A 23133-nucleotide genomic window follows, 5' to 3' on the forward strand; every position below is an offset into this window, starting at 1 on the left:
ACCGGGGCGCAGATTTGCAAGGCTAATGCTTAGGAACCGGTCTTGCGGTACCAGTCCGCAATGTTCCACAGCTCGCTGTCCCATACGTTCAGGACAACGCCACCCAGGGTGTTTGCATGTGCCGACAGACGACCACGGTGCACCAGCGGGATCATACCGCCGTTTTCAACGATGATGTCGTTCAGCTTTTTCGCGATCTCGGCGCGCTGCTCAAGACCGGCGGTTTCGGCCAGCTGACCATGCAGCTTGTCGAATTCCTCGTTGCAGAAGCGGCTGATGTTCTCACCCTGCCACTGCGATTCCGGCTTGGGCGCCTTGTCGCACAGGCCGTTGCCCAGATAGGATTGCGGGTCAGTGCCGTTGAAGGTGTTGGCATACATCTCAACATCGGCATAGAACTTCTGGAACGTGTCGGGCGAGCCCGGATCACCACCGAAGAAGACCGATGCGTTGATGTTGCGCAGTTCGGTTTCAACGCCGATCTGGCTCCACCACTCCTTGATCAGCGCCTGGAAGTCCTGACGGACAGCGTTGGTCGAGGTCTGATAAACGATCTTCAGCGGAACGCCGTCTTTTTCACGGACGCCATCGCCGTTGGTGTCGACGATGCCTGCGTCATCCAGCAGCTTCTTCGCGCCTTCGATATCCTGTGTGTCGCAGGTCATCGAGGTCGAGTTGAACGCGGCAGGTGCCGGGACCCAGTTACAGGTCACTTTGCCTGCCTGACCATAACCGATTTCCACCAGCAGCGGGCGGTCGATGGCCATGGACAGCGCCTTGTAAACGGCGGGGTCCTGCAGGAACGGGTGTGGATGCGCAGCCGTCGAACGCTCGCCTTCCGGCAGATCGGGCGAGGGGTTGGTCTGGTTCAGCATGATACGTTCAACCAGCGGGCCGAAGCCTGCAACCGGAACGCCTTTGCCACCTTCCTGCATCTGCGCGATGACTTCGGGTGCCAGCTGCAGGTTCCAGGCATAGTCGAACTCGCCGGTTTCCATGACCGCACGGCCAGCCGCGGTTGCGTCGCCGCCGCCTTTGAAGGTCACGGTCGCAAAGGCCGGTTTCGCCGGGTCGCGATAGTTATCGTTGGCCTTGAAGGTGATCACGTCGTTCGGCTTGAACTCGGTGACAACAAACGGGCCGGTGCCAATCGGGTTAAAGTTCTGATCGGTGCATTCGGGGGCCTTTGCGCCCATGCAGTCCGCGAACTGAGCGGCCTGAACGATCGGGCTTTCGCCGCCCACAAACGGTCCGTAGGGGAACGGGGTCGGTGCGTCGAAGGTGACCTTGACGGTCAGGTCGTCCACCGCCTCGACCGAGGTGACGCCTTCGAACTTGGTGACCTGCGCACAGCCGCCTTCGGGGTGCATACAGTAGTCAGCGGTGAATTTCACATCCGCCGAGGTGAACGGAGTGCCGTCCGACCAGGTGATTCCCGGTGCGATCTTCCAGGTGATTGTCGTCAGATCTTCGCTGACGCCGCCATTTTCGACGGTGGGAATCTCGGCTGCGAGGAACGGAACCATGTTGCCGTCTTGGTCATAGCGCGCCAGAGGTTCGATCACCAGCGAGGCCGCTTCCACATCCTTGGTGCCGCCCGACAGGAACGGGTTCAGGATCGACGGGGCCTGCCAGTAAATAATGCTGACATTGCCGTCCGATCCGCGCTCGGCCATGGCCATCGGGGCCATCGCCGTGCTTGCAATCGCACCAAGCAAAAGGGTTTTGATTTTCATCATACACTCCATGTTGGACACTTATGTGTCTTGTCGTATTCCGCATGGCCTGCGGATTTGGCGTTGCCGCGATGGGGTGCAATGCGTTGAAAAACAACGATAACGGTAATCACACGAACGTGTTTTCCGTCTTCTCCCCAAAACGGTTACGCGGCGTATCGAAACAGAGTTTTAGAAAATTGCAAGCCTTGCCTGCAGGAAAACCGGCAATGGGTTTGACTTTTCCCGCCCCCCCGCCTTAGCGTTTGGCACTCAAACCAAAAAGCCGCCAAGGGGAGAGCGCGCGTGCTGGATCAGCCTATTGCCCAGATCAAAAAACTACGGGTCGAGTTTCAGACCAAGGACGGTCCGGTGGTCGGCGTCGAGGATGTCTCGTTCGAGGTGAACCCCGGTGAAACCGTATGTATCGTTGGCGAATCCGGGTCCGGCAAGTCGGTGTCCTCGCTGTCGCTGATGCGATTGGTCGAGTTCGGCGGGGGCGAGATCGCGGGCGGGCAATTGCTGTTTGATCGCCGCGATGGCGATGAGATGAATTTGGCCGATGCCAATCAGGATCTGATGAAACAGATTCGCGGCAATGAGATCGGGATGATCTTTCAGGAGCCCATGACCGCCCTGAACCCGGTATTCACGGTTGGACGCCAACTGACCGAAGGGCTGCGCATCCACAAGAACATGTCGAAGACGCAGGCCGAGGAACGCGCGCTGGAGCTGCTGCGACAGGTGCGCATCCCCGAACCTGAACGGCGGCTAAAGCAATACCCGCACGAATTGTCGGGTGGCATGAGGCAGCGCGTCGTTATTGCGATGGCCATGGCCTGCGAACCGCGCCTGCTGATCGCAGATGAACCGACGACCGCGCTGGACGTGACCATTCAGGCCGAGATTCTGGCTCTGATGGACCGTTTGAAGCGCGAAACCGGGACGGCGGTGATGTTCATCACGCACGACATGGCCGTGGTGGCGCAGATGGCCGACCGCGTGGTCGTGATGTTCCGGGGCAACAAGGTCGAAGAAGGTACGGTTAACGAAATCTTCGAAAACCCGCAGCACGATTACACCAAAGCGCTGTTGGCTGCGGTGCCCAAGCTGGGCGAGATGCAGGGCAAGGCCGCGCCCGAGCCAATGAAGTTGCTGGGCGTCGAAGGTCAAAACATTGCGCCGATTCCCGGTACCGACGATGTGCTGCTGACGGTCAAAAACCTGACCACGCGCTTTCCGGTCAAAGGCGGATTGCTGCGGCGGACCATTTCGAACGTGCACGCGGTCGAGGACGTGTCGTTCACCATCAACCGGGGTCAGACCCTCAGCCTTGTGGGTGAGTCGGGCTGCGGCAAGTCTTCGGCCGGACGCTCGATCCTGCGTCTGGTTGAACCGATGAAGGGTGAGGTCGATCTGGACGGCGTCGATATCATGAAGCTGGATCCGGCGGGCCTGCGCAAGGCGCGGCTGGACATGCAGATGATCTTTCAGGACCCGTTCGCCTCGCTGAACCCACAGATGCAACTGGTCGATCAGGTGGCGGAACCGATGCGCAACTACGGCGTCGCCTCGGGGTCGGAATTGCAGGACCGGGTGGCCCAGCTGTTCGACAAGGTGCAACTGCCGCGCAGCTTCATGCGCCGCTTCCCGCATGAGATGTCGGGTGGTCAGCGTCAACGGATCGCCATCGCCCGCGCGCTTGCCCTGAACCCCAAGCTGATCGTGGCGGATGAGGCGGTCTCGGCGCTGGACGTCTCGGTACAGGCGCAGGTGCTGAACCTGATGATGGAACTGCAATCGGAACTGAGCCTCAGCTATCTGTTCATCAGTCATGACATGGCGGTGGTTGAACGGGTTAGCCACCATGTTGGCGTGATGTATCTGGGTCGGATCGTCGAATTGGGCCCTCGTGCGCGGGTGTTCGAGAACCCTCAGCACGCATATACGCAGGCGCTGATGAAGGCGGTTCCGATTGCTGATCCGAACAAGCGGAAGTCGGAAAAAGATTTGAATTTCAAGCCGATCCCGTCGCCAATTCATCCAATTGGCTACACCCCCGAACCCTCGCAATACAACGAGGTCGAACCGGGCCATTTTGTTCTGACCACCGACAGCGGGTACTAAGCCTCATGGCTGAACGCCTGTCTCCGCTTGAGATCATGACCAAGCTGATCTCATTTCCCACGGTCAGCCGCGACACCAACCTGCCGCTGGTGGATTGGGTCGAAGGCTATCTGAGCAGCCACGGGATCGAGGCGCGTCGCTGGCCGGATCCGGATCAGCCCCACAAGGCCGCTTTGTTCGCGCATGTCGGCCCGTGGGAAGAGGGTGCGATTGTTCTGTCTGGCCACACGGATGTGGTTCCCGTCGATGGCCAGCCTTGGGATACTGATCCCTTCGTCGTGACCGAGAAAGACGGCAAGTATTTCGGGCGCGGCACCTGCGATATGAAAGGCTTTGACGCACTGGCCATCTGGGCACTGGTCGAGGCGCATCACGCAGGCATCAAACGCCCTCTGCAACTGGCGCTGAGCTTTGACGAAGAGGTCGGCTGCACCGGTGCCCCGCCGATGATCGAAGCCATGCAGAAGGTCCTGCCGAAAGGTTCTGCCGTGATTGTGGGTGAGCCTTCGGTGATGCAGGCCGTCACCGGCCACAAGGGTGGGTTCGGCTATGACACGCATATGGTTGGGTTCGAGGTGCATAGCTCGATCATGCACACCGGCGTCAACGCGATCATGGAGGCCGCGCCGCTGATCGACTGGGCCAACAAGCGCAATGCTCAGAACAGGACGGCGCAGCCTTCGGACATCGCGGCAGTGTTCGATCCGCCTTGGACCACATGCCATGTGGGCATGATCGAGGGCGGTACCGCGCATAACATCACCGCCAAGGATTGCCGCTTCATGATGGATTTCCGTGTGGTGCCGGGGGAAAGCGCGGCCCAATGGCGCGCGGATTATCTTGAACAGGTAAAACAGGCCGAGGCCCGGATGCAGGCCGTTCACCCCGAGGCGCGCATCGATGTTACCGACCATTTCGCAGTGCCTGCCTTGGTGCCCGAGACCGAAGGTGAGGCCGAGATGCTGGTGCGTTCACTCACTGGCGACAATGCCAGCCATGTGGTCAGCTATGGCACCGAGGCGGGGCAGTTTCAGGAGGCGGGTTATTCCGCCGTCATCTGCGGCCCCGGTGACATCGCGCAGGCGCATCAGCCAAATGAATTCATTACGATTTCTCAATTCAACGCAGGCCAAAAATTCATGGAACGTCTGGTAGAACGGCTCTGCGAATAACACTCTGATCGGAGGTCAAAGATGCCCGTCAAAAACCGGCTCGCCGAAATGCATGGCGAGATCACCAAGTGGCGTCGTCATCTGCATATGCATCCCGAGCTGATGTATGACGTGGAAGAAACTGCAGGGTTTGTGGTCGACCGTTTGAAAGAGTTCGGCGTCGACGAGATCACACCGGGGATCGGCAAGACCGGCGTGGTGGCAGTGATCAAGGGACGACAGGACACGCAAGGTAGGGTGATCGGGCTGCGGGCGGATATGGATGCGCTGCCGATTGAAGAGGCGACGGGGCTGGACTATGCCTCGACCGTTTCGGGTAAGATGCATGCCTGTGGGCATGACGGACATACCTCGATGCTTCTGGGCGCGGCGCAGTATCTGGCTGAGACGCGGAATTTCGACGGTACGGTTGTGCTGATCTTTCAACCCGCCGAAGAAGGTGGCGCTGGTGGTCTGGCCATGTGTCAGGACGGGCTGATGGACCGCTGGGGTATTCAGGAAGTCTATGGCATGCACAACATGCCGGGCCTTCCGGTCGGGGAATTCGCGATCCGGCCCGGCGCTTTGCTGGCCTCGTCCGATGAGTTTGAAATCGTCGTCACGGGCAAAGGTGGTCACGCCGCCGCGCCGCATGAAGCGGTGGATACGACCCTTGTGGCCTCGCATATTGTTGTGGCTTTGCAATCAGTTGTGTCGCGCACCGTTGATCCGATCAAGCGTGTCGTGCTGACGGTGGGGACGTTTGTGACGGACAGCGTCGCCTCGAACGTGATCGCGCATACGGTGCGGCTGCAGGGCACGGTGCGGACTTTGGATCCGGAATACCGGAAAATCGCCGAGGACCGCGTGCGCCGGATTGCGGAAGACACCGCCTCGGCCTTCGGCGCGGCGGCTGAAATGACGTGGACGCCGGGCTATCCGGTGACGGTGAACTCGGACGACGAAACGATCTATGCCGCCGAGGCCGCGCAGGCCGTGGCGGGCAAGGTCAATGACAGCACCGATCCGATCATGCCGTCCGAAGATTTTGCCTACATGCTTGAAGAACGGCCCGGAGCCTACATCTTTATCGGAAACGGGGACACGGCCATGTGCCATCACCCGGAATACAACTTCGACGACGACGCCATTCCCGCCGGATGCAGCTGGTTTGCAGAACTGGTGGAACGACGATTGCCCGTCGCCTGATTTGGGAGGATCAGATGCCAATCAAGAACCGACTTGCCGAAATGCACGAGGAAATCACCGGTTGGCGGCGGGATATCCATCAGCACCCCGAGATCCTGTATGAGACCCACCGCACCAGTGCTTTGGTCGCCGAAAAGCTAAAAGAATTTGGCTGTGATGAGGTTGTGACGGGCATTGGCCGCACAGGTGTTGTTGGCGTGATCAAGGGCAAGACCGATACGCAGGGCCGCGTGATCGGGTTGCGTGCCGATATGGATGCGCTGCCGATGCAGGAGCAGACGGGGCTGGACTATGCGTCCAAGACCGAAGGCGCCATGCACGCTTGCGGCCATGATGGGCACACGGCGATGGTTCTGGGCGCGGCGAAGTACCTGTCCGAGACGCGGAACTTTGACGGCACGGCCATCGTGATCTTTCAGCCTGCCGAAGAGGGCGGCAATGGAGCCGAGGCGATGTGCAAGGACGGTCTGATGGATCGCTTCGGTATTCAGGAAGTCTATGCCATGCACAATGTACCCGGTGTGCCGACCGGTCAGTTTGCGATCCGCTCTGGTCCGCTTCTGGCAGCCGCGGATGAATTCGACATTCATCTGGAAGGGCGCGGAGGCCACGCGGCCAAACCGCAAGAGACCATTGATACAACCGTCATGCTGTCTCAGCTGATCGTCGCGCTGCAAACCATTGTGTCACGCAACACAGACCCGATTTTGCAGGCGGTTCTGTCGGTGACGTCGGTCGAGACCTCGTCCAAGGCGTTCAACGTGATCCCGCAGTCGGCCCAGGTGAAGGGTACGGTGCGGACGCATTCGAACGACATGCGCGACCTGATCGAAGCGCGGCTGACCGAGGTGGCGCAGGGCATCGCCGAGACTTTCGGCGGCGCGGTCAAAGTGACCTATACGCGTGGCGTTCCGGTGACGATCAATGCCGAGGAACAGACGGGGTATGCGACTGAGGCCGCCGTTTCCGTGAGCGGCAGCTGTGGTGAAGCGCCTATGGTGATGGGGGGCGAGGATTTCTCGTTCATGCTGGAAGAACGCCCCGGGGCCTTTATCGTGCTGGGCAATGGCGACAGCGCCGGGCTGCACCACCCCGAATACAATTTCAATGATGAGATCATCCCGATGGGATGTTCCTGGTTTGCCGAAATGGTCGAGCGCCGGATGCCGGCGGCTTGAAATAGGAGAGAGAAGAGATGCCAGTCAAAAACCGCTTTGCCGAGTTGCAGGATGAAATCACCGCATGGCGACGGGATATTCACGAAAACCCGGAGATTCTGTTCGAAACCCACCGCACCAGCGCTTTGGTCGCTGACAAGCTGAAAGAGTTCGGCTGTGACGAGGTCGTCGCCGGCATCGGACGCACAGGCGTTGTTGGTGTGATCAAGGGCAAGTCCGATTCACAGGGCAAGGTCATCGGCCTGCGTGCTGATATGGACGCGCTGCCCATCCATGAGGCGACAGGGCTGGACTATGCTTCAAAAACCGATGGCGCGATGCATGCTTGCGGTCACGACGGGCATACGGCAATGCTGCTTGGGGCGGCCAAGTACCTTTCCGAGACACGCAATTTCGACGGCACCGTAGTAGTGATCTTCCAGCCCGCCGAAGAAGGCGGCGGCGGTGGTCGCGAGATGTGCGAAGACGGCATGATGGAGCGGTGGAACATTCAGGAAGTCTACGGCATGCACAACTGGCCGGGTCGTCCGGTCGGCAGTTTTGCGATCCGCCCGGGCTCGTTCTTTGCGGCGACCGATCAGTTCGACATCACCTTCGAGGGCCGCGGAGGTCACGCCGCCAAACCGCAGGAGACGGTGGATACGACCGTGATGACGGCGCAGGCGGTGTTGGCGTTGCAAACGATTGCCTCGCGCAATGCCGACCCGATTGATCAGGTGGTGGTGTCGGTGACGTCGTTCGAGACCTCCTCGAAGGCATTCAACGTGATCCCGCAGACGGTGCAGATCAAGGGCACCGTGCGCACCATGAGCAAAGAGATGCGCGATCTGGCCGAGACCCGGATCAACGAGATTTGCGCCGGAGTGGCCGCGACGTTTGGCGGAACTGCGGACGTGACCTATATCCGGGGCTATCCTGTGATGGTGAACAGCGACGCGCAGACCGAATTTGCCGCAGACGTGGCGCGGTCGGTATCGGGGACTTGCGATGACGCACCGCTGGTCATGGGGGGCGAGGATTTCGCCTTTATGCTGGAAGAACGTCCGGGGGCGTATATTCTGGTGGGCAACGGCGACACGGCGATGGTTCATCACCCCGAGTATAACTTCAACGATGAAGCGATTCCGGCTGGGTGCAGCTGGTGGGCCGAGATTGTTGAGCAGCGGATGCCTGCAGCCTGATGGACAGCGTGGGGGCTCTGCCCCCACACCCCCGGGATATTTTTAGCCAGATGAAGAGGGATCCGGTGCACGCAAGTCGAGCGTGGAGCAGAGGGTTTCGATGACCATGTCCAGCGCGGTGGCTTGGGTGTTGACGCAGGACTGGGCGGCGGCGCGGGCTTTGGTCAGTGCGTTGATGTCCGAGAGCCAGCGGTCGACGGCCTTGGTCAGATCGGGCGCTGACTGGACCTCGATGGCGCCGCCAGTTTCTATCAGCGGGGCGAAGGTTTCCGCGAAATTGAAGGTGCCCGGGCCGGTCAGGACCGCGGCTCCGGCTTGCGCGGGTTCGAAGGGGTTGTGGCCTCCGATCTCTTTGAGGGAACCGCCGAGGAAGACGATGGGGCAAAGGGTGTACCATGTGCCCAACTCGCCCAGCGTGTCGGCCAGGTAGATTTGAGTATGTCCGGTGATGGGCTGGTCGGCGCTGCGCAGGGCATGTGTAAGGCCTTGGGCACGGATCAGATTACCGATTTCGGTGTGGCGCTCGGGGTGGCGCGGGATCAGCAGAAGCAGCAGATCGGGCCGGCGGTCGAGCAGAGCTTTATGCGCGGTGAGAACGGTTTCTTCCTCACCCTGATGAGTGGAACTGGCGATCCAGACCGGGCGATCGCCGATCTGCTGCTTGATCTGAGACAGCGTTTTTGTGTCCACAGGAAGTGGGTCGGACAGGGCCTTTAGGTTGGTGCCGGGTTGTACCTTCTCAGGAGCGGCACCCATAGCGATCAGGTTGCTGGCGGTTTTCTTGTTCTGGGTCAGGAACAGGGAGAAATGGTTCAGGAGGAACCGGGCAGTCTTGGGGCGCTTCGTCCAACCGGCGACGGATTTCTCGGACAGGCGCGCGTTCAGCAGGGCCAGCGGTGTTCCGCGTCTTGAGGTCTCGACGATGAGACGCGGCCAGATTTCGCTTTCGACGAAGATGGTGGCATCCGGTCGCCAATGGTCCAGAAACCGTCGCACCGGTCCGCCGCTGTCGAGCGGAGGGTATTGGTGGCGCGTGCGCGGGGGCAGGCGTTTGGCGATCAGCTCGGCGGAGGTCGGGGTACCCGAGGTGATCAGGAACTCGGCATCGGGCAGGCGTTCGCCCAGTCGCTTGATCAGGCTGAGGACGGACAGGCTTTCGCCGACGCTGGCTGCGTGGAACCAGATCAGGCGGGTGTTGGGGCGGGGTAGGCTGGCATAGCCCAGCCGTTCCTGCTGTCGCTGTTCGGGCACGTTTGCGGCCTGCAGTTTCACGCGCACCTTACGCCAGATCAGTGGGCCGACCAGAGAAGTCAGGCCGCAGTACAGTTTGTACAGCAGCGTCGGTTGTCCGCCGGGCCGGGACATCTCAGCCGCCGGTATGGCTCATGTGGCGACTCATCTGGCCGTCGACCGCCTGTCTGGAATAGTCGAAATCATGGCCCTTGGGCTTGAGGTTGATCGCCGCGCGGATCGCCTGTTCAAGTGGCTCTTCGGTATCGGGGTAGTCGCGCAATGCGCCGCGCAGATCGGCCATATCCTCTTGCCCGAGGCACATATACAGCTCACCCGTGCAGGTCAGGCGCACGCGGTTGCAGCTTTCGCAGAAATTATGCGACAGCGGGGTGATGAAGCCGATCTTCTGACCAGTTTCTTCCAGCCGGACATAACGGGCCGGGCCGCCAGTGCGTTCTGCCAGATCTGTCACGGTGTAGTGGTTTTCGTATTCCTTGCGCACGTCTTTCAGGGACCAGTACTGATCCAGCCGGTCCTCGTTGCCGATATCGCCCATGGGCATGACCTCGATCCAGGTCAGGTCCATGTCGCGTTCGGCGCACCATTCGGTGATCCGCGGCAGTTCCGGTTCGTTGAAACCTTTCAGCGCCACGGCATTGATCTTGATCCGCAGTCCTGCTTTTTGCGCCGCGTCGATGCCGTTCAGCACTTGTTTCAGGCGGCCCCAGCGCGTGACCTTGGAAAACTTGTCTTCGTCCAGCGTGTCCAGCGAGACGTTCACCCGGCGCACGCCCGCCGCATAAAGATCATCCGCGAAACGGTGCAGTTGCGAGCCATTGGTGGTCAGGGTCAACTCTTTCAACGCGCCGCTGTCCAGATGCCGCGTCATGTTGTGGAAGAAGGACATGATGTTTCGCCGCACCAGCGGTTCGCCACCAGTGATGCGCAGCTTTTCGACACCCATGTTCACGAAGGTGGTGCACATGCGGTCAAGTTCTTCCAGCGTCAGCAGGTCCTTTTTGGGCAGGAACTTCATGTCCTCGGACATGCAATAGACGCAGCGAAAATCACAGCGGTCCGTGACGGAGACGCGGAGATATGTGATGGCGCGGGCAAACGGGTCGATAAGCGGAGCTGTCATGGCTTATAGGTAAAGCGCAGGCGGGGACGCGGCAAGAGCGATCTGCGTTTTGGACTGGTACAGATAGGCGCAGGGCCTTACGCTTTGCGCATGAGATATGCGTTGTTTTTGGTGTGCGGCCTGATCGCGGGTTGCGATGCTGTCCGGTCGACGACGGATCGGGTGTTCGGGGGCCCCTCGGCGCAGCCCGAGGTCGCGCCAGCGGTAGAAGTTACCGAGGAGCCGCCCGCGCCGGTGGTCGGTGATGCAGGATGGACCGGAGCCAAGAGGACGATCGCGGGTCTCGGGGATCCGAACGCGCCGGGGCGCTGGTTGCAGACGCCATTGGTGAAGGTCGAAACCAATGGTCGCGTGGTCGTGCCGCGCACCGGGGCGCAGGCCTATGTGACGCTTGTGCCCGCGCCCGGGCCGGAAGGGGGCGGCAGCCGCCTGTCGCTTGAGGCGATGCGCGCCTTGCTGATCCCGTTCGATGAACTGGTCGAGCTGGACGTTTATTCAGACTGATCCCTCAGGTATTTTCCGGCCTCTTTCCGGGCGAAGGGTTTCATCGCCGCGCCGTGCTGATCCAGAAAATCGACCACCCGTTTTGGGTCATGTTTGGACAGTTCACGCAGCCACCATGCTATGGCTTTCTGGATGAACCAATCCCGGTCGGGGACATAGCCAGCCGCCCAACCAAGTGCCCGGTCTCGGTACGCCAACTCGTCGGGCTTCGGGTGGTTTTGCTTGGTCCACGGCAGGGTGGCGACCAGCGCCGCGCGCCGGGTCCACATGTGATCGGACAAAGTCCATTGTTCGACCTGATCCAGCCTTGACGGGTCGGCAGACAATCGCTTCTGCATCGCCATGCAGGCATGATCGGCGATGGCCCAGGCATCAAAATCGGGCACCCAGCTTTGCAACAGGTCCCAAACGCGGTCATCGGGCCGGATACGCGCCTGAGTCAGCAGCTTCGCCGCTGCCACGCGGGCTTCGTGGATGTCTGTCTGCCAAAGGGCCGAGGCCAGTTCGACCCGCTGGGGCAGGTCGAGCTCGCGCCGCCATTCTTTGGTCAGATCGTTCAGGATCGGGTTGGCGACGCCCAGATAGGTGCGGTCAACCTTGTGATAGGCCGCGACCTGCTCGGCCCGCGCCGGGTCGGCATGGGCTTTGATCTGATCCAGATGGGTCCTGAGCAGAGCCGCGCTCATTCAACGGTCACGGATTTCGCCAGATTACGGGGCTGGTCTACGTCCGTCCCTTTGGCGACGGCGGTGTGATAGGCCAGAAGCTGCGCCGGCACCGAATACAGGATCGGGGCGACGCTGGTGTGGATATGCGGCATCCTGATCGTGCTCCAGACCCCGTCCTCGGCATCGGCGATGCCGTCATCGTCCGAGACCAGAATGACCTTTCCCTTGCGGGCCATCACCTCTTGCATGTTGGAAACCGTCTTATCGAACACCGCGTCGCGCGGGGCCATGACCACCACCGGCATGTGCTTGTCGATCAGGGCGATGGGGCCGTGCTTCAGTTCGCCCGACGCATAACCTTCGGCGTGGATATAGCTGATTTCCTTGAGTTTCAGCGCGCCTTCCATCGCCAGGGGATACATCAGGCCGCGGCCCAGAAACAGAACATCGCGCGCCTCGGACAGGCGTTGGGCGGCCTGACGGATGACCTCGCTCTGATCCAGTGCGGTGTTCAGGACGGCAGGCAATCCGCGCAGGGCGGCGGCGTGGTCGGCCAGTTCCTCGTCACTTAGTGTCCCCCGGTCGGCGGCCGCCTTCAGGGCCAGCATCAGCAACACGCTCAGCTGGCAGGTGAACGCCTTGGTCGAGGCCACGCCGATCTCGACGCCTGCATGGATCGGCAGCGCCACATCGCTTTCGCGCGCGATCGAGCTTTCGGGCACATTCACCACCGAGACGATCTTGTCCGCCTTGCCTTCGCAATAGCGCAGCGCCGCCAGCGTGTCGGCGGTCTCGCCCGACTGGCTGACAAACAGGGCCAGCGTACGGTCGGTGATCGGAGGCTCGCGATAGCGGAACTCGCTGGCGATATCGACCTCAACGGGCATCTGCGCCAGCTGCTCGAACCAGTATTTTGCGGTGAGGCAGGCGTAGTAGGCGGTGCCACAGGCCACCATCGTCAGCCTGTCCAGCTGCGAAAAGTCCAGCTCGTCGGGCAGGATGACGCGATCGCCGCCTGTGGGCAGATACGAGCGGATCGCCTCGGCCACCACGACCGGCTGCTCGGCGATTTCCTTGGCCATGTAGTGCTTGTGCCCGCCCTTGTCGGTGCGCGCCTGATCAATGCGGATTTGGCGCATCTCGCGGTTGGCGATCTCACCGGCCTCGTTGCGGATTTCATGTGAGGTGCGGGTCAGAACCGCGCGGTCGCCTTCTTCCAGATAGGTGATCCGGTCTGTCAGCGGTGCCAGCGCAATCGCGTCCGAGCCCACATACATCTCATCGTCACCATGACCGATGGCCAGAGGAGAGCCCTTGCGGGCGGCCACGATCAGATCGTCCTGCCCGTTGAACAGGAAGGCCAGCGCAAAGGCTCCGTCCAGCCGATCAATGGTCTTGAAGGCGGCCGCGACCGGGTCAAGGCCCGATGCCATGTGGTGTTCCGTCAGCAGGGCAACGGTTTCGGTGTCGGTTTCCGTCTCGAACCCGATCCCATGCGCGGCCAGTTCGGCGCGCAGCTCGCGGTAATTCTCGACGATGCCGTTGTGCACCACCGCGACCGGCCCGGCCTTGTGGGGATGAGCGTTGCCGACCGACGGCGCGCCATGGGTGGCCCAGCGGGTGTGCCCGATGCCGGATTTGCCGGGCAGGGGATCATGCACCAGCAGATCGCTGAGATTGACCAGCTTGCCCACGGCCCGCCGTCTGTCCAGCGTGCCGTCATTGACGGTCGCAATCCCGGCGCTGTCATAGCCGCGATATTCAAGGCGCTTCAGCGCCTCGACCAGAATGGGGGCTGCTTCGTGACTGCCCAGAACACCTACGATTCCACACATGGTTCAGGCTCCTCCGTCGCGGCGCGCTTTTTTCGCCTTCAGCATATCAAACAGTTTTCGCGCATAACCGGGTTTGTTGTCCTGCCGCGCGCGGGCGACGGCGAGCGCATCCGGTTCCACATCTTTCGTCACCACGGTGCCGGTTGCCGTCATCGCCCCATCGCCCAGCGAGACCGGAGCGACCAGCATCGTGTTCGACCCGATGAACACATTTTCCCCAATCGTGGTCTTGTGCTTCATCACGCCGTCATAGTTGCAGGTGATCGTGCCCGCACCGATATTTGTCGCTGCCCCGACCGAGGCATCGCCCACATAGCTGAGGTGATTCACCTTCGCGCCTTCGGCGATCTCGGCATTCTTGATCTCGACGAAATTGCCGATGCGGGTGTTTTCGGCCAGTTCCGTGCCCGGGCGCAGGCGGGCATACGGGCCAACGGTGGCACCTCGGCTGACATGACAGCCTTCCAGATGGGAAAACGCCCGGATCGTCGCGCCGCTTTCGACGGTTACGCCGGGGCCGAAGACCACGTTTGGTTCGATCACAGTGTCGCGCCCGATGATGGTGTCGGCGGCCAGATATACCGTCTCGGGGGCCATCAGCGTGACGCCCAGATCCAGCAACTCGGCCCGAGCGCGCGTCTGAAAGATCGCGTCTGCGGCGGCCAAATCCGCCCGCGAGTTCACGCCCAATGTCTGTGCCTCGTCACAGGCCACGGCTGTGACGCGAAGGCCGCGATTCCGGGCGATCTCGACAATGTCGGTCAGATAGTATTCGCCCGACGCGTTGTCATTCCCAACCGCGTCAATCAGCGAGAACAGTGCTTGCGCGTCGCAAGCCATAAGGCCTGAGTTGCAAAGGGTTATGGCGCGCTCTTCATTCGATGCGTCCTTGAATTCGACAATCCGTTCCAGCATTTCGCCATTCATGACAAGGCGGCCATAACGCGCCGGGTCCGCAGCCTCGAAGCCCAGGATGACCAGATCGTTCCCGGCTCGCGCGGCGATCATCCGTTCCAGCGTATCGGGTTGCAGAAACGGTGTGTCGCCAAACAGCACGACCGCATCGCCCTCGAACTCTGCCAGCGCATCACGAGCCTGGGCGACGGCGTGCGCGGTGCCCAGTTGCTCTTGCTGCACGACGATCTGCGCGGTCTCGTCCTCGGCCTGTGCCACATTCGAGACCGCCTCGGCCCCGTGGCCGGTGACGATCACGGTGCGTTCGGGCGACAGGACGGCCCCGGCGCGCATGGCATGGACCAGCATGGGGGTTTGCGCGATGGGATGCAGGACTTTGGGAAGGTCAGAGTTCATTCTTGTGCCTTTCCCGGCGGCAAGAATGACAAGGGCGGTGGTCATGAAATCGTTTTCTCTTTGTGTTTTGATGCGGCCCGTTTTATCCGCTGTGATCAAGGGCGCAAGCGGTTCGGGCATCAAAGAAGATTGCCGTTTGCAACATGACACGGCAAAAACCCGCTGAGGCAGGAGGCAACATGCGCACGGTGATCTTCGATCTGGACGGCACGCTGGCGGATACATCCGGTGACCTGCTGGCCGCCGCGAACCATTGCTTCCGGCAGATGGGGCATGGCGATGTGCTGATCCACGATCAGGATGCAGGCGTCGCGCTGCGCGGCGGGCGGATGATGCTGACCCACGGGCTGAAACGCGTGGGTGCCTATGCGGAAGAGACGGTTCTGGCCTACTATCCCATGCTGCTGGACGCTTATGCCGAGGCAATCGACACTCATACACGGTTCTACCCCGGTGCCATTGCGGCGGTCGAGCGCCTTGCGGATGCGGGTTATGGCGTCGGGATCTGCACCAACAAGCCCGAGGCGCTGGCCGATCTTCTTCTGACCCGGCTAGGGGTGCGTGACCGGTTTGCCTCGCTGGTGGGGGCCGATACGCTGACGGTGCGCAAGCCCGATCCCGAACCGCTGCGCGAGGCGGCGCGGCGGGCGGGCGGGCATCCCGATCACTGCGTCCTGATCGGCGACTCGGACACCGACCGGAATACGGCGCGGGCCGCCGGGGTGCCTTCGGTTCTGGTGACCTTTAGCCCCTCGGGCGATGATATGGCGGCGCTGGAACCTGAGGCGCTGCTGCATCATTTTGATGATTTACCGAAACTGGTTTCCGATTTGATCGGAGCGGCGGTGTGATCCCTTGACCCGGGCGGCAGCCGGTATCAGAACAGCCTTATGACCGAGACCTTTACCGGCAGCTTCACCCAGCAGGAACCGATCCCCGATGAGGCCATCGAGGCGGCGCTGGCCGTGCTGAACCATGGTCGCTTGCACCGTTACAATGTCACGCCCGGCGAGTTGAGCGAGACGGCATTGCTGGAACAGGACTTTGCCGCGCAGATGGGCGCGAAATACTGTCTGGCGGTGGCGTCGGGCGGGTATGCTCTGGCCACCGCGCTGCGGGCGGTGGGGGTGCGACCCGGCGACGCGGTGCTGACCAATGCCTTTACGCTGGCTCCGGTGCCGGGGGCGATTGCCTCGGTGGGGGCGCGACCGATGTTTGTGGGCGTGACCGAGGCGCTGACGATTGATCTGGACGATCTGGCGGCCAAGCTGGATCAGGCGCGGGTGCTGATGCTAAGTCATATGCGCGGCCATCTGTGCGACATGGACCGGCTGATGCAGATATGTGATGCCGCCGGGGTTACCGTGATCGAGGACTGTGCGCATACGATGGGGGCCGCCTGGCGGGGGCATATGTCCGGGCGGCAGGGGGCCATCGGATGCTATTCCTGCCAGACCTACAAGCATGTCAACTCGGGCGAGGGTGGTCTGCTGATCACCGATGATCCCGAGATTGCGGCGCGGGCGATTATGCTGTCGGGGTCCTATATGCTGTATGAACGTCATCTGGCCGCGCCGGGGCCTGAAGTGTTCGAGCGGATCAAATATGACACGCCCAATATCTCGGGCCGGATGGACAATCTGCGGGCGGCAATCCTGCGCCCGCAACTGCGCGATCTGGACCGGCAGGTCATGCGCTGGAACGAGCGCTATGCCGAGGTCGAGGCAGGTCTGCGCGGGACACCGGGCCTGACGGTTGTCGAGCGGCCCTCGGACGAGACCTATGTAGGATCGTCGATCCAGTTTCTGCTGCTGGATTGGTCGCCCGAGCGCATTGCCGAGGTGATCCGCCGCTGCGCCGCGCGGGGGGTGGAGTTGAAGTGGTTCGGCGGGTCCGAGCCCATTGGCTTTACCTCGCGCTATGACAGCTGGCGCTATGCGGACAGTGTCCGGATGCCGGACAGTGACCGTATTCTGGCGGGGATCATGGATATGCGGGTACCGCTAACCTTTTCCATCGAAGATTGCCGCCTGATCGCGCGGATCATCCGCGCCGAGGTAGGCGCTGTCTATCAGTCGTAATCCAACGGAGTGCGCTTTCAGCGCACGCTCGATTTTTGGCAAAGCGCCGCCCTTTGCAGGGCGTCGCTTTGTGCACTGTCGTTGACCGGGGAAGGATTCGCTGTTATCTGGTTATTGAACACTTGTTCATTAACTCAATCGGAGGTGCCCCCGCATGTTCACGGCCACAATGCAATTCGATCTGGGCGAGGACGTGAACGCCCTGCGCGAGATGGTCCACCGCTGGGCGCAGGAGCGGGTCAAGCCGATGGCGGCAGAGGTCGACAAATCCAACGCGTTCCCGAATGAGCTGTGGAAAGAGATGGGCGATCTTGGTCTTCTGGGCGTCACGGTGCCCGAGGAATATGGCGGGGCGGGGATGTCCTATCTGGCCCATACCATCGCGGTGGAGGAGGTGGCGCGGGCTTCGGCCTCGGTTTCGCTGTCCTACGGGGCGCATTCGAACCTGTGCGTGAACCAGATCAAGTTGAATGGCTCAGAAGAACAGAAGCAGAAATACCTGCCGCGTCTGATCTCGGGCGATCATGTGGGGGCGCTGGCGATGTCGGAACCCTCGGCCGGGTCGGATGTGGTGTCGATGAAGCTGCGCGCCGAGAAGCGCAACGATCATTACCGGCTGAACGGCAACAAATACTGGATCACCAACGGGCCGGACGCGGATACCCTTGTGGTTTATGCCAAGACCGACCCTGAGGCGGGATCGAAGGGGATCACCGCCTTTCTGATCGAGAAAGAGATGAAGGGATTTTCGACCTCGCCCCATTTCGACAAGCTTGGGATGCGCGGGTCGAACACGGCCGAGTTGATCTTTGAAGACGTCGAAGTGCCGTTCGAGAACGTTCTGGGCGAAGAGGGCCGGGGCGTTGCTGTGCTGATGTCCGGTCTTGATTATGAACGCGTTGTGCTGGCCGGGATCGGAACGGGCATAATGGCGGCCTGTCTGGATGAGGTCATGCCCTATCTGGCCGAGCGTAAGCAGTTCGGAAAACCGATCGGGTCGTTCCAGCTGATGCAGGGCAAGATTGCGGATATGTATACCGCGATGAACTCGGCGCGCGCCTATGTCTATGAGGTGGCCAAAGCCTGTGATCGGGGGGATGTGACCCGTCAGGATGCGGCGGCGTGCTGTCTTTATGCGTCCGAGCAGGCGATGGTGCAGGCGCATCAGGCGGTGCAGGCGCTGGGCGGGGCCGGGTTCCTGTCGGACGCGCCGGTCAGCCGGATTTTCCGCGATGCCAAGCTGATGGAGATCGGCGCGGGCACCAGCGAAATTCGCCGGATGCTGATCGGGCGCGAAATGATGAATGAGATGCGGTGACGAAAAACCCCGCGGCCGGGTAGGCCGCGGAGCTTTGATGTGATTGGATCAGAAGCGATGAACGTAGGACACGCCCACCAGCCAAGGGTCAATCTCGACGGTTCCGATATCGGCACCGTCCAGAGTTGCGTCCGAGTCGATGTCGAACCAGCGCACGTTCAGACGGACCGCACCCGCATCCGAGACGGCATAGTCCACACCGGCCTGCAGCGCGATACCGACCGAGTTGTCAAGCTCGAGGTCGCCCAGCGACGATTGCTCGTCGAAGAAGATGGTGTAGTTCACGCCCGCACCGACGTAGGGCGTCCAGGCGCTGCTGGTCGGGAAGTGATAGTTCAGCGACAGGGTGGGCGGCAGGTGATCGACGCTACCGATCTCGGTGCCCCCAAGCGAGACATCATGGTCGTAGGGGGTCGAGGCCAGAAGTTCGATGCCCAGATTGTCACGGATGAAATATTCGACCGTAAAGATCGGGCGGGTGTCCGAACCGACTTCGGCGTCGGCGCCGGCCAGGGTGCCGTTGTCGGACTTGGGATCCAGATAACCGAGACCGGCACCAAGCGTCCAATCGCCCTGCGATTGGGCCAAAGCGGGGGCGGCCAGCGCGACAAGTGCGGTAGAAAGAGTCAAAGCGGCGAGTTTCTTTGTCATATTCATGCCTTTTGTTTTGTTGGTTCCCAAGTTCTGGGGGCAGGGCGGCGCGGGAACTCTGATCTGCATCAAGTTGTCGTGACAGAGATGAGCAGCGATGCCTGCTCAAAGGCCTGTAAAACAAGGGTGATTGATCATGCATCCCGATAAGGTCATACCGGGTTTGCACCCCGATCAAAGCTGGGCGCTGCCGGATCGGCTGAATATGGCGCGGCAATGCCTTTCGCAGCCGTCCGAGCAAACGGCCATCGTGGACCTGACCCGGGACGGGTGCCGTACAGTTACCTTTGGTGAACTCGGCGCTATGACCGACGGTCTCTCGCGCGCGCTGCTGGGGCAGGTTCAGCCCGGCGACCGGGTGGGTGTGTTGCTGAGCCAGTCGCCCTGGTGCGCGGCGGCGCATCTGGCGATCTGGAAGATCGGCGCGATCTCGGTGCCATTGTTCAAGCTGTTCAAGCATGATGCGCTGGCCTCGCGTGTCGGTGACGCGGGCGCGCGGCTGGTGCTGACCGATGCCGAGGGCGCGGCCTTGTTGGGGGGGCTGGCCCAGCCGCTGATCGTGGATGAAATCGGTGAAGAGGGCGCGGCGGTGCCCTTTGCCGATACCGGGCCTGAGGATCCGGCGGTGCTGATCTACACCTCGGGCACCACGGGCAGTCCCAAAGGGGCGCTGCATGGGCACCGGGTTCTGACCGGTCATTTGCCGGGTGTTTCGATCAGCCACAATCATCTGCGTCCGGGCGATTGCCTGTGGACCCCCGCCGACTGGGCGTGGATCGGAGGGTTGTTTGACGTGTTGATGCCCGGTCTGGCGCTGGGCATCCCCGTGGTGGCGGCGCGGCTTGAGAAGTTCTCGCCCGAGGCCTGCGCCGATGTGGTAACGCGCGGTGGGGTGCGGAATGTGTTTTTCCCGCCAACCGCGCTGCGGATGCTGAAGGCGGCGGATCAGTCGATCTCCGGCCTGCGTTCGGTGGCATCGGGGGGTGAGCCTCTGGGGGCCGAGATGCTGGCCTGGGGGCAGCAGGCGTTTGGCCTGACGATCAACGAGTTCTATGGCCAGACCGAATGCAACATGGTCGTGTCCTCCTGCGCCGAGGATTTCCCCGTGCGCCCCGGCTGCATTGGCAAACCGGTACCGGGCCATGAGGTTGCGGTGATTGATGAGGACGGTCACCCAACTGATGAAGAAGGCGACCTGGCAATCCGGCGTGGTTCGGCCTCGATGCTGCTGGAGTACTGGAACCGGCCCGAGGCCACGGCTGAGAAGTTCCGCGGCGACTGGCTGATCACCGGAGACCGTGGGGTTTGGGAGGGCGACTATCTGCGCTTTGTGGGCCGCGACGACGACGTGATCACCTCTGCCGGATACCGCATCGGACCAGCCGAGATCGAGGATTGCCTGCTGACCCATCCGGCGGTGGCAACGGTGGGCGTCGTTGGCAAGCCCGACCCGCTGCGGACCGAGATCGTGAAGGCCTATGTGGTGCTGAAGCCGGGGGTCGAAGCGACGGGCGCGGAGTTGCAGGCGTGGGTCAAAGATCGGCTTGCGCAGTATTCCTATCCGCGTGAGGTGGCGTTTCTAGAAGAACTGCCGATGACGGTGACTGGGAAGGTGATCCGAAAGGAATTGAAGGCGCGGGCTGTTGGGGAGGCCCAAGCATGACTTGGGTAAACTTTGGCAAGGAAGCGCGGCGTTTGAAAGCTCAAGTGGCGCTGGATGATGCATCTAGCGCAATTTACAAATGGGCTTACGGCCCAATTCAGCCGGGTGGCGAATCCAGAGTAATGTATGTTTCAGCTGTAACCCTCCTGCGAGTCGTTGGCCACGTACTGCATAAAGTGGATTGCAAAAAATTCCCCGAAATTCGGGCTGAGGTCGAAAGCAAATTTCAACAATGGAAGAAGGGCGAAGGTCGAGACGTTATTTTTACCGAGTTCATCGAGAAAGAGAGAAACTTAATTCTGAAAGAGTACGCGCCCAATTGGTCGCCTGACAACGAGGTGGAACTCAAGTGGAGAGCTTTGCCGGCCGGGCCGAACGCATCAGAAGAGTCAAAACAGTTTTCGGAAGCGTTTTTCACGGGTTTGGAGGGTAGAACAATGAAAGCGATACTCATGCCAACAGGACCGTTTGCAGGTTGGTCTTTTGATGAGTTGTTGTCCGAAGCTGCAAGTTGGTGGATGCGGCAGCTCTCTGAAATTGAATCGCTTCTGGAGGAAACATGAAACTCACATCCAAAGCCATGCCCACCTCCGAGGGCTTCAAAGCAAACCGTACTGCTCATCTCGACGCGTTGGCGCAAATCTCGACGGCTGCCGAAGCGGCCCGCATGGGCGGCGGCGAGAAATCTCGCGCGCGGCACGTCTCTCGGGGTAAGATGCTGCCCAGACGCCGGGTGGCGAACCTGCTCGATCCGGGGTCTCCGTTTCTGGAAATCGGTGCGACGGCGGCGCATGGGATGTATGGTGATGCAGCGCCCTGTGCCGGGGTGATCGCGGGCATTGGCCGGGTACAGGGGCGCGAGGTCATGGTGGTATGCAACGACGCCACCGTGAAGGGCGGCACTTACTATCCGATGACCGTCAAGAAACACCTCCGCGCGCAGGAGATTGCCGAGGAAAACCATCTGCCCTGCATCTATCTGGTCGATAGCGGCGGCGCGAACCTGCCCAATCAGGATGAGGTCTTTCCCGACCGCGACCACTTTGGCCGCATCTTCTACAACCAGGCGCGGATGAGTGCGAAGGGGATTGCTCAGATTGCTGTCGTGATGGGCTCGTGCACGGCAGGTGGGGCCTATGTGCCTGCGATGTCGGACGTGACGATCATTGTCAAAGAGCAGGGGACGATCTTTCTGGCCGGGCCGCCTCTGGTCAAGGCCGCGACCGGAGAGGTGGTCAGCGCCGAAGATCTGGGCGGTGGCGATGTGCACACGCGCCTTTCGGGCGTGGCGGATTATCTGGCCGAGGATGACACCCACGCGCTGGCCTTGGCCCGCCGCGCGGTCGGGTCGTTGGGCGGTGCCGGGCTGAAGCCCGGCCTACAGTTCGAGACTCCCGAGGACCCGGCTTATGACCCCGAAGAAATCCTGGGCGTTGTTCCCGCTGATCTGCGCACGCCCTATGACATCCGCGAGGTGATTGCGCGTCTGGTCGATGGTTCTCGGTTCGATGAATTCAAGCCGCGCTTTGGCGAGACACTGGTGACCGGCTTTGCCCATGTCAAAGGCTGTCCGGTCGGGATTATCGCCAATAACGGTGTGCTGTTCTCCGAGGCGGCGCAGAAGGGCGCGCATTTTGTTGAGCTGTGCTCGCAGCGCAAGACGCCGCTTGTGTTCTTGCAGAACATCACCGGCTTCATGGTCGGACGGAAATACGAGAACGAGGGCATTGCGCGACACGGGGCCAAGATGGTGACAGCCGTGGCGACGACATCTGTGCCGAAGATCACCATGCTGGTGGGTGGCTCATTCGGGGCTGGGAACTACGGCATGGCGGGGCGGGCGTATCAGCCTCGGTTCCTGTGGACATGGCCCAATTCGCGCATCTCGGTGATGGGCGGAGAGCAAGCCGCGGGCGTTCTGGCCACAGTCAAGCGCGACGGGATCGAACGGCAGGGTGGCACATGGTCGGCCGAGGAAGAGGCCGAGTTCAAACGCCCGACGCTGGAGATGTTCGAGGAGCAGTCGCACCCGCTCTATGCTTCGGCCCGTCTTTGGGACGATGGCATCATCGACCCACGCAAGTCGCGCGATGTGCTGGCCCTGTCGCTGAGTGCTGCGCTGAATGCCCCGATTGAGGAGACACGTTTCGGCGTGTTCAGGATGTAA

The 23133-nt window shown here is 61.3% G+C and carries 19 protein-coding genes; 12 read left to right on the forward strand and 7 right to left on the reverse strand.

Going from position 1 to position 23133, the window contains the following annotated elements; all coding sequences use genetic code 11:
• Nucleotides 1–29: 29 nt before the first annotated feature.
• Nucleotides 30–1736 (reverse strand): peptide ABC transporter substrate-binding protein, encoded by a 1707-nt coding sequence (locus ACR1XV_RS11360; RefSeq protein WP_480531328.1) that lies wholly within the window; start codon nucleotides 1734–1736, stop codon nucleotides 30–32.
• Between the two features lie 285 nt (nucleotides 1737–2021).
• Between ACR1XV_RS11360 and ACR1XV_RS11365 the strand changes: the two genes are divergently transcribed.
• From ACR1XV_RS11365 to ACR1XV_RS11385, 5 genes are read left to right on the forward strand one after another with little or no spacing between them, the layout of a single operon-like run.
• A complete protein-coding gene (locus tag ACR1XV_RS11365) occupies nucleotides 2022–3842 on the forward strand; it encodes an ABC transporter ATP-binding protein (RefSeq protein WP_480531330.1) in 1821 nt (606 codons plus the stop codon).
• Nucleotides 3843–3847: 5 nt separating this feature from the next.
• Nucleotides 3848–5014 carry an acetylornithine deacetylase gene (gene argE, locus ACR1XV_RS11370; RefSeq protein ID WP_480531332.1) on the forward strand — a complete coding sequence of 389 codons (1167 nt, stop codon included), beginning with the start codon at nucleotides 3848–3850 and terminating at the stop codon, nucleotides 5012–5014.
• 21 nt (nucleotides 5015–5035) lie between these two features.
• Nucleotides 5036–6202 (forward strand): M20 aminoacylase family protein, encoded by a 1167-nt coding sequence (locus ACR1XV_RS11375; protein ID WP_480531334.1) that lies wholly within the window; start codon nucleotides 5036–5038, stop codon nucleotides 6200–6202.
• A 14-nt stretch (nucleotides 6203–6216) separates the two neighbouring features.
• On the forward strand, nucleotides 6217–7380 hold the full coding sequence (locus tag ACR1XV_RS11380; RefSeq protein WP_480531336.1) for a M20 aminoacylase family protein: 1164 nt from the start codon (nucleotides 6217–6219) through the stop codon (nucleotides 7378–7380).
• A gap of 17 nt (nucleotides 7381–7397) precedes the next feature.
• The gene (locus tag ACR1XV_RS11385) at nucleotides 7398–8561 is read left to right on the forward strand and encodes a M20 aminoacylase family protein (RefSeq protein ID WP_480531338.1); all 1164 of its coding nucleotides are present in this window, start codon (nucleotides 7398–7400) and stop codon (nucleotides 8559–8561) included.
• A 42-nt stretch (nucleotides 8562–8603) separates the two neighbouring features.
• Here ACR1XV_RS11385 and ACR1XV_RS11390 read toward each other — a convergent pair whose 3' ends face one another.
• Both ACR1XV_RS11390 and moaA read right to left on the reverse strand, forming a co-directional pair.
• A complete protein-coding gene (locus tag ACR1XV_RS11390; RefSeq protein ID WP_480531340.1) occupies nucleotides 8604–9926 on the reverse strand; it encodes a 3-deoxy-D-manno-octulosonic acid transferase in 1323 nt (440 codons plus the stop codon).
• A gap of 1 nt (nucleotide 9927) precedes the next feature.
• Nucleotides 9928–10935 (reverse strand): GTP 3',8-cyclase MoaA, encoded by a 1008-nt coding sequence (gene moaA / locus ACR1XV_RS11395; RefSeq protein ID WP_480531342.1) that lies wholly within the window; start codon nucleotides 10933–10935, stop codon nucleotides 9928–9930.
• 111 nt (nucleotides 10936–11046) lie between these two features.
• Here moaA and ACR1XV_RS11400 point away from each other — a divergent pair, with 111 nt between their 5' ends.
• A complete protein-coding gene (locus ACR1XV_RS11400) occupies nucleotides 11047–11439 on the forward strand; it encodes a hypothetical protein (protein WP_480531469.1) in 393 nt (130 codons plus the stop codon).
• On the opposite strand, the gene ACR1XV_RS11405 is transcribed toward ACR1XV_RS11400, so the two are convergent.
• From ACR1XV_RS11405 to glmU, 3 genes are read right to left on the reverse strand one after another with little or no spacing between them, the layout of a single operon-like run.
• Nucleotides 11427–12125 (reverse strand): DNA alkylation repair protein, encoded by a 699-nt coding sequence (locus ACR1XV_RS11405; RefSeq protein WP_480531344.1) that lies wholly within the window; start codon nucleotides 12123–12125, stop codon nucleotides 11427–11429. The genes ACR1XV_RS11400 and ACR1XV_RS11405 overlap by 13 nt on opposite strands.
• Entirely contained in the window at nucleotides 12122–13942 is a 1821-nt protein-coding gene (gene glmS, locus ACR1XV_RS11410; protein ID WP_480531346.1) for a glutamine--fructose-6-phosphate transaminase (isomerizing), read from the reverse strand. The genes ACR1XV_RS11405 and glmS overlap by 4 nt, the downstream gene beginning before the upstream one ends.
• 3 nt (nucleotides 13943–13945) lie before the next feature.
• A complete protein-coding gene (gene glmU / locus ACR1XV_RS11415; RefSeq protein ID WP_480531348.1) occupies nucleotides 13946–15298 on the reverse strand; it encodes a bifunctional UDP-N-acetylglucosamine diphosphorylase/glucosamine-1-phosphate N-acetyltransferase GlmU in 1353 nt (450 codons plus the stop codon).
• 134 nt (nucleotides 15299–15432) lie between these two features.
• On the opposite strand from glmU, the gene ACR1XV_RS11420 reads away from it, so the two are divergent.
• From ACR1XV_RS11420 to ACR1XV_RS11430, 3 genes are all read left to right on the forward strand, one after another.
• Nucleotides 15433–16104, forward strand: coding sequence for an HAD-IA family hydrolase (locus ACR1XV_RS11420; protein WP_480531350.1), 672 nt, complete (start codon nucleotides 15433–15435; stop codon nucleotides 16102–16104).
• Nucleotides 16105–16143: 39 nt separating this feature from the next.
• Nucleotides 16144–17334 carry a DegT/DnrJ/EryC1/StrS family aminotransferase gene (locus ACR1XV_RS11425; protein ID WP_480531352.1) on the forward strand — a complete coding sequence of 397 codons (1191 nt, stop codon included), beginning with the start codon at nucleotides 16144–16146 and terminating at the stop codon, nucleotides 17332–17334.
• A gap of 154 nt (nucleotides 17335–17488) precedes the next feature.
• A complete protein-coding gene (locus ACR1XV_RS11430; protein ID WP_480531354.1) occupies nucleotides 17489–18652 on the forward strand; it encodes an isovaleryl-CoA dehydrogenase in 1164 nt (387 codons plus the stop codon).
• Between the two features lie 48 nt (nucleotides 18653–18700).
• On the opposite strand, the gene ACR1XV_RS11435 is transcribed toward ACR1XV_RS11430, so the two are convergent.
• Nucleotides 18701–19303, reverse strand: coding sequence for an OmpW/AlkL family protein (locus tag ACR1XV_RS11435; RefSeq protein WP_480531356.1), 603 nt, complete (start codon nucleotides 19301–19303; stop codon nucleotides 18701–18703).
• A 136-nt stretch (nucleotides 19304–19439) separates the two neighbouring features.
• Here ACR1XV_RS11435 and ACR1XV_RS11440 point away from each other — a divergent pair, with 136 nt between their 5' ends.
• The 3 genes from ACR1XV_RS11440 to ACR1XV_RS11450 are packed head-to-tail and all read left to right on the forward strand — an operon-like array spanning nucleotide 19440 to nucleotide 23133.
• The gene (locus tag ACR1XV_RS11440) at nucleotides 19440–20966 is read left to right on the forward strand and encodes an AMP-binding protein (protein WP_480531358.1); all 1527 of its coding nucleotides are present in this window, start codon (nucleotides 19440–19442) and stop codon (nucleotides 20964–20966) included.
• Nucleotides 20963–21529 carry a hypothetical protein gene (locus tag ACR1XV_RS11445; protein WP_480531360.1) on the forward strand — a complete coding sequence of 189 codons (567 nt, stop codon included), beginning with the start codon at nucleotides 20963–20965 and terminating at the stop codon, nucleotides 21527–21529. The genes ACR1XV_RS11440 and ACR1XV_RS11445 overlap by 4 nt, the downstream gene beginning before the upstream one ends.
• Nucleotides 21526–23133, forward strand: coding sequence for a carboxyl transferase domain-containing protein (locus ACR1XV_RS11450; protein WP_480531362.1), 1608 nt, complete (start codon nucleotides 21526–21528; stop codon nucleotides 23131–23133). The genes ACR1XV_RS11445 and ACR1XV_RS11450 overlap by 4 nt, the downstream gene beginning before the upstream one ends.

This window comes from Ruegeria sp. AD2(2025), from assembly GCF_056542385.1.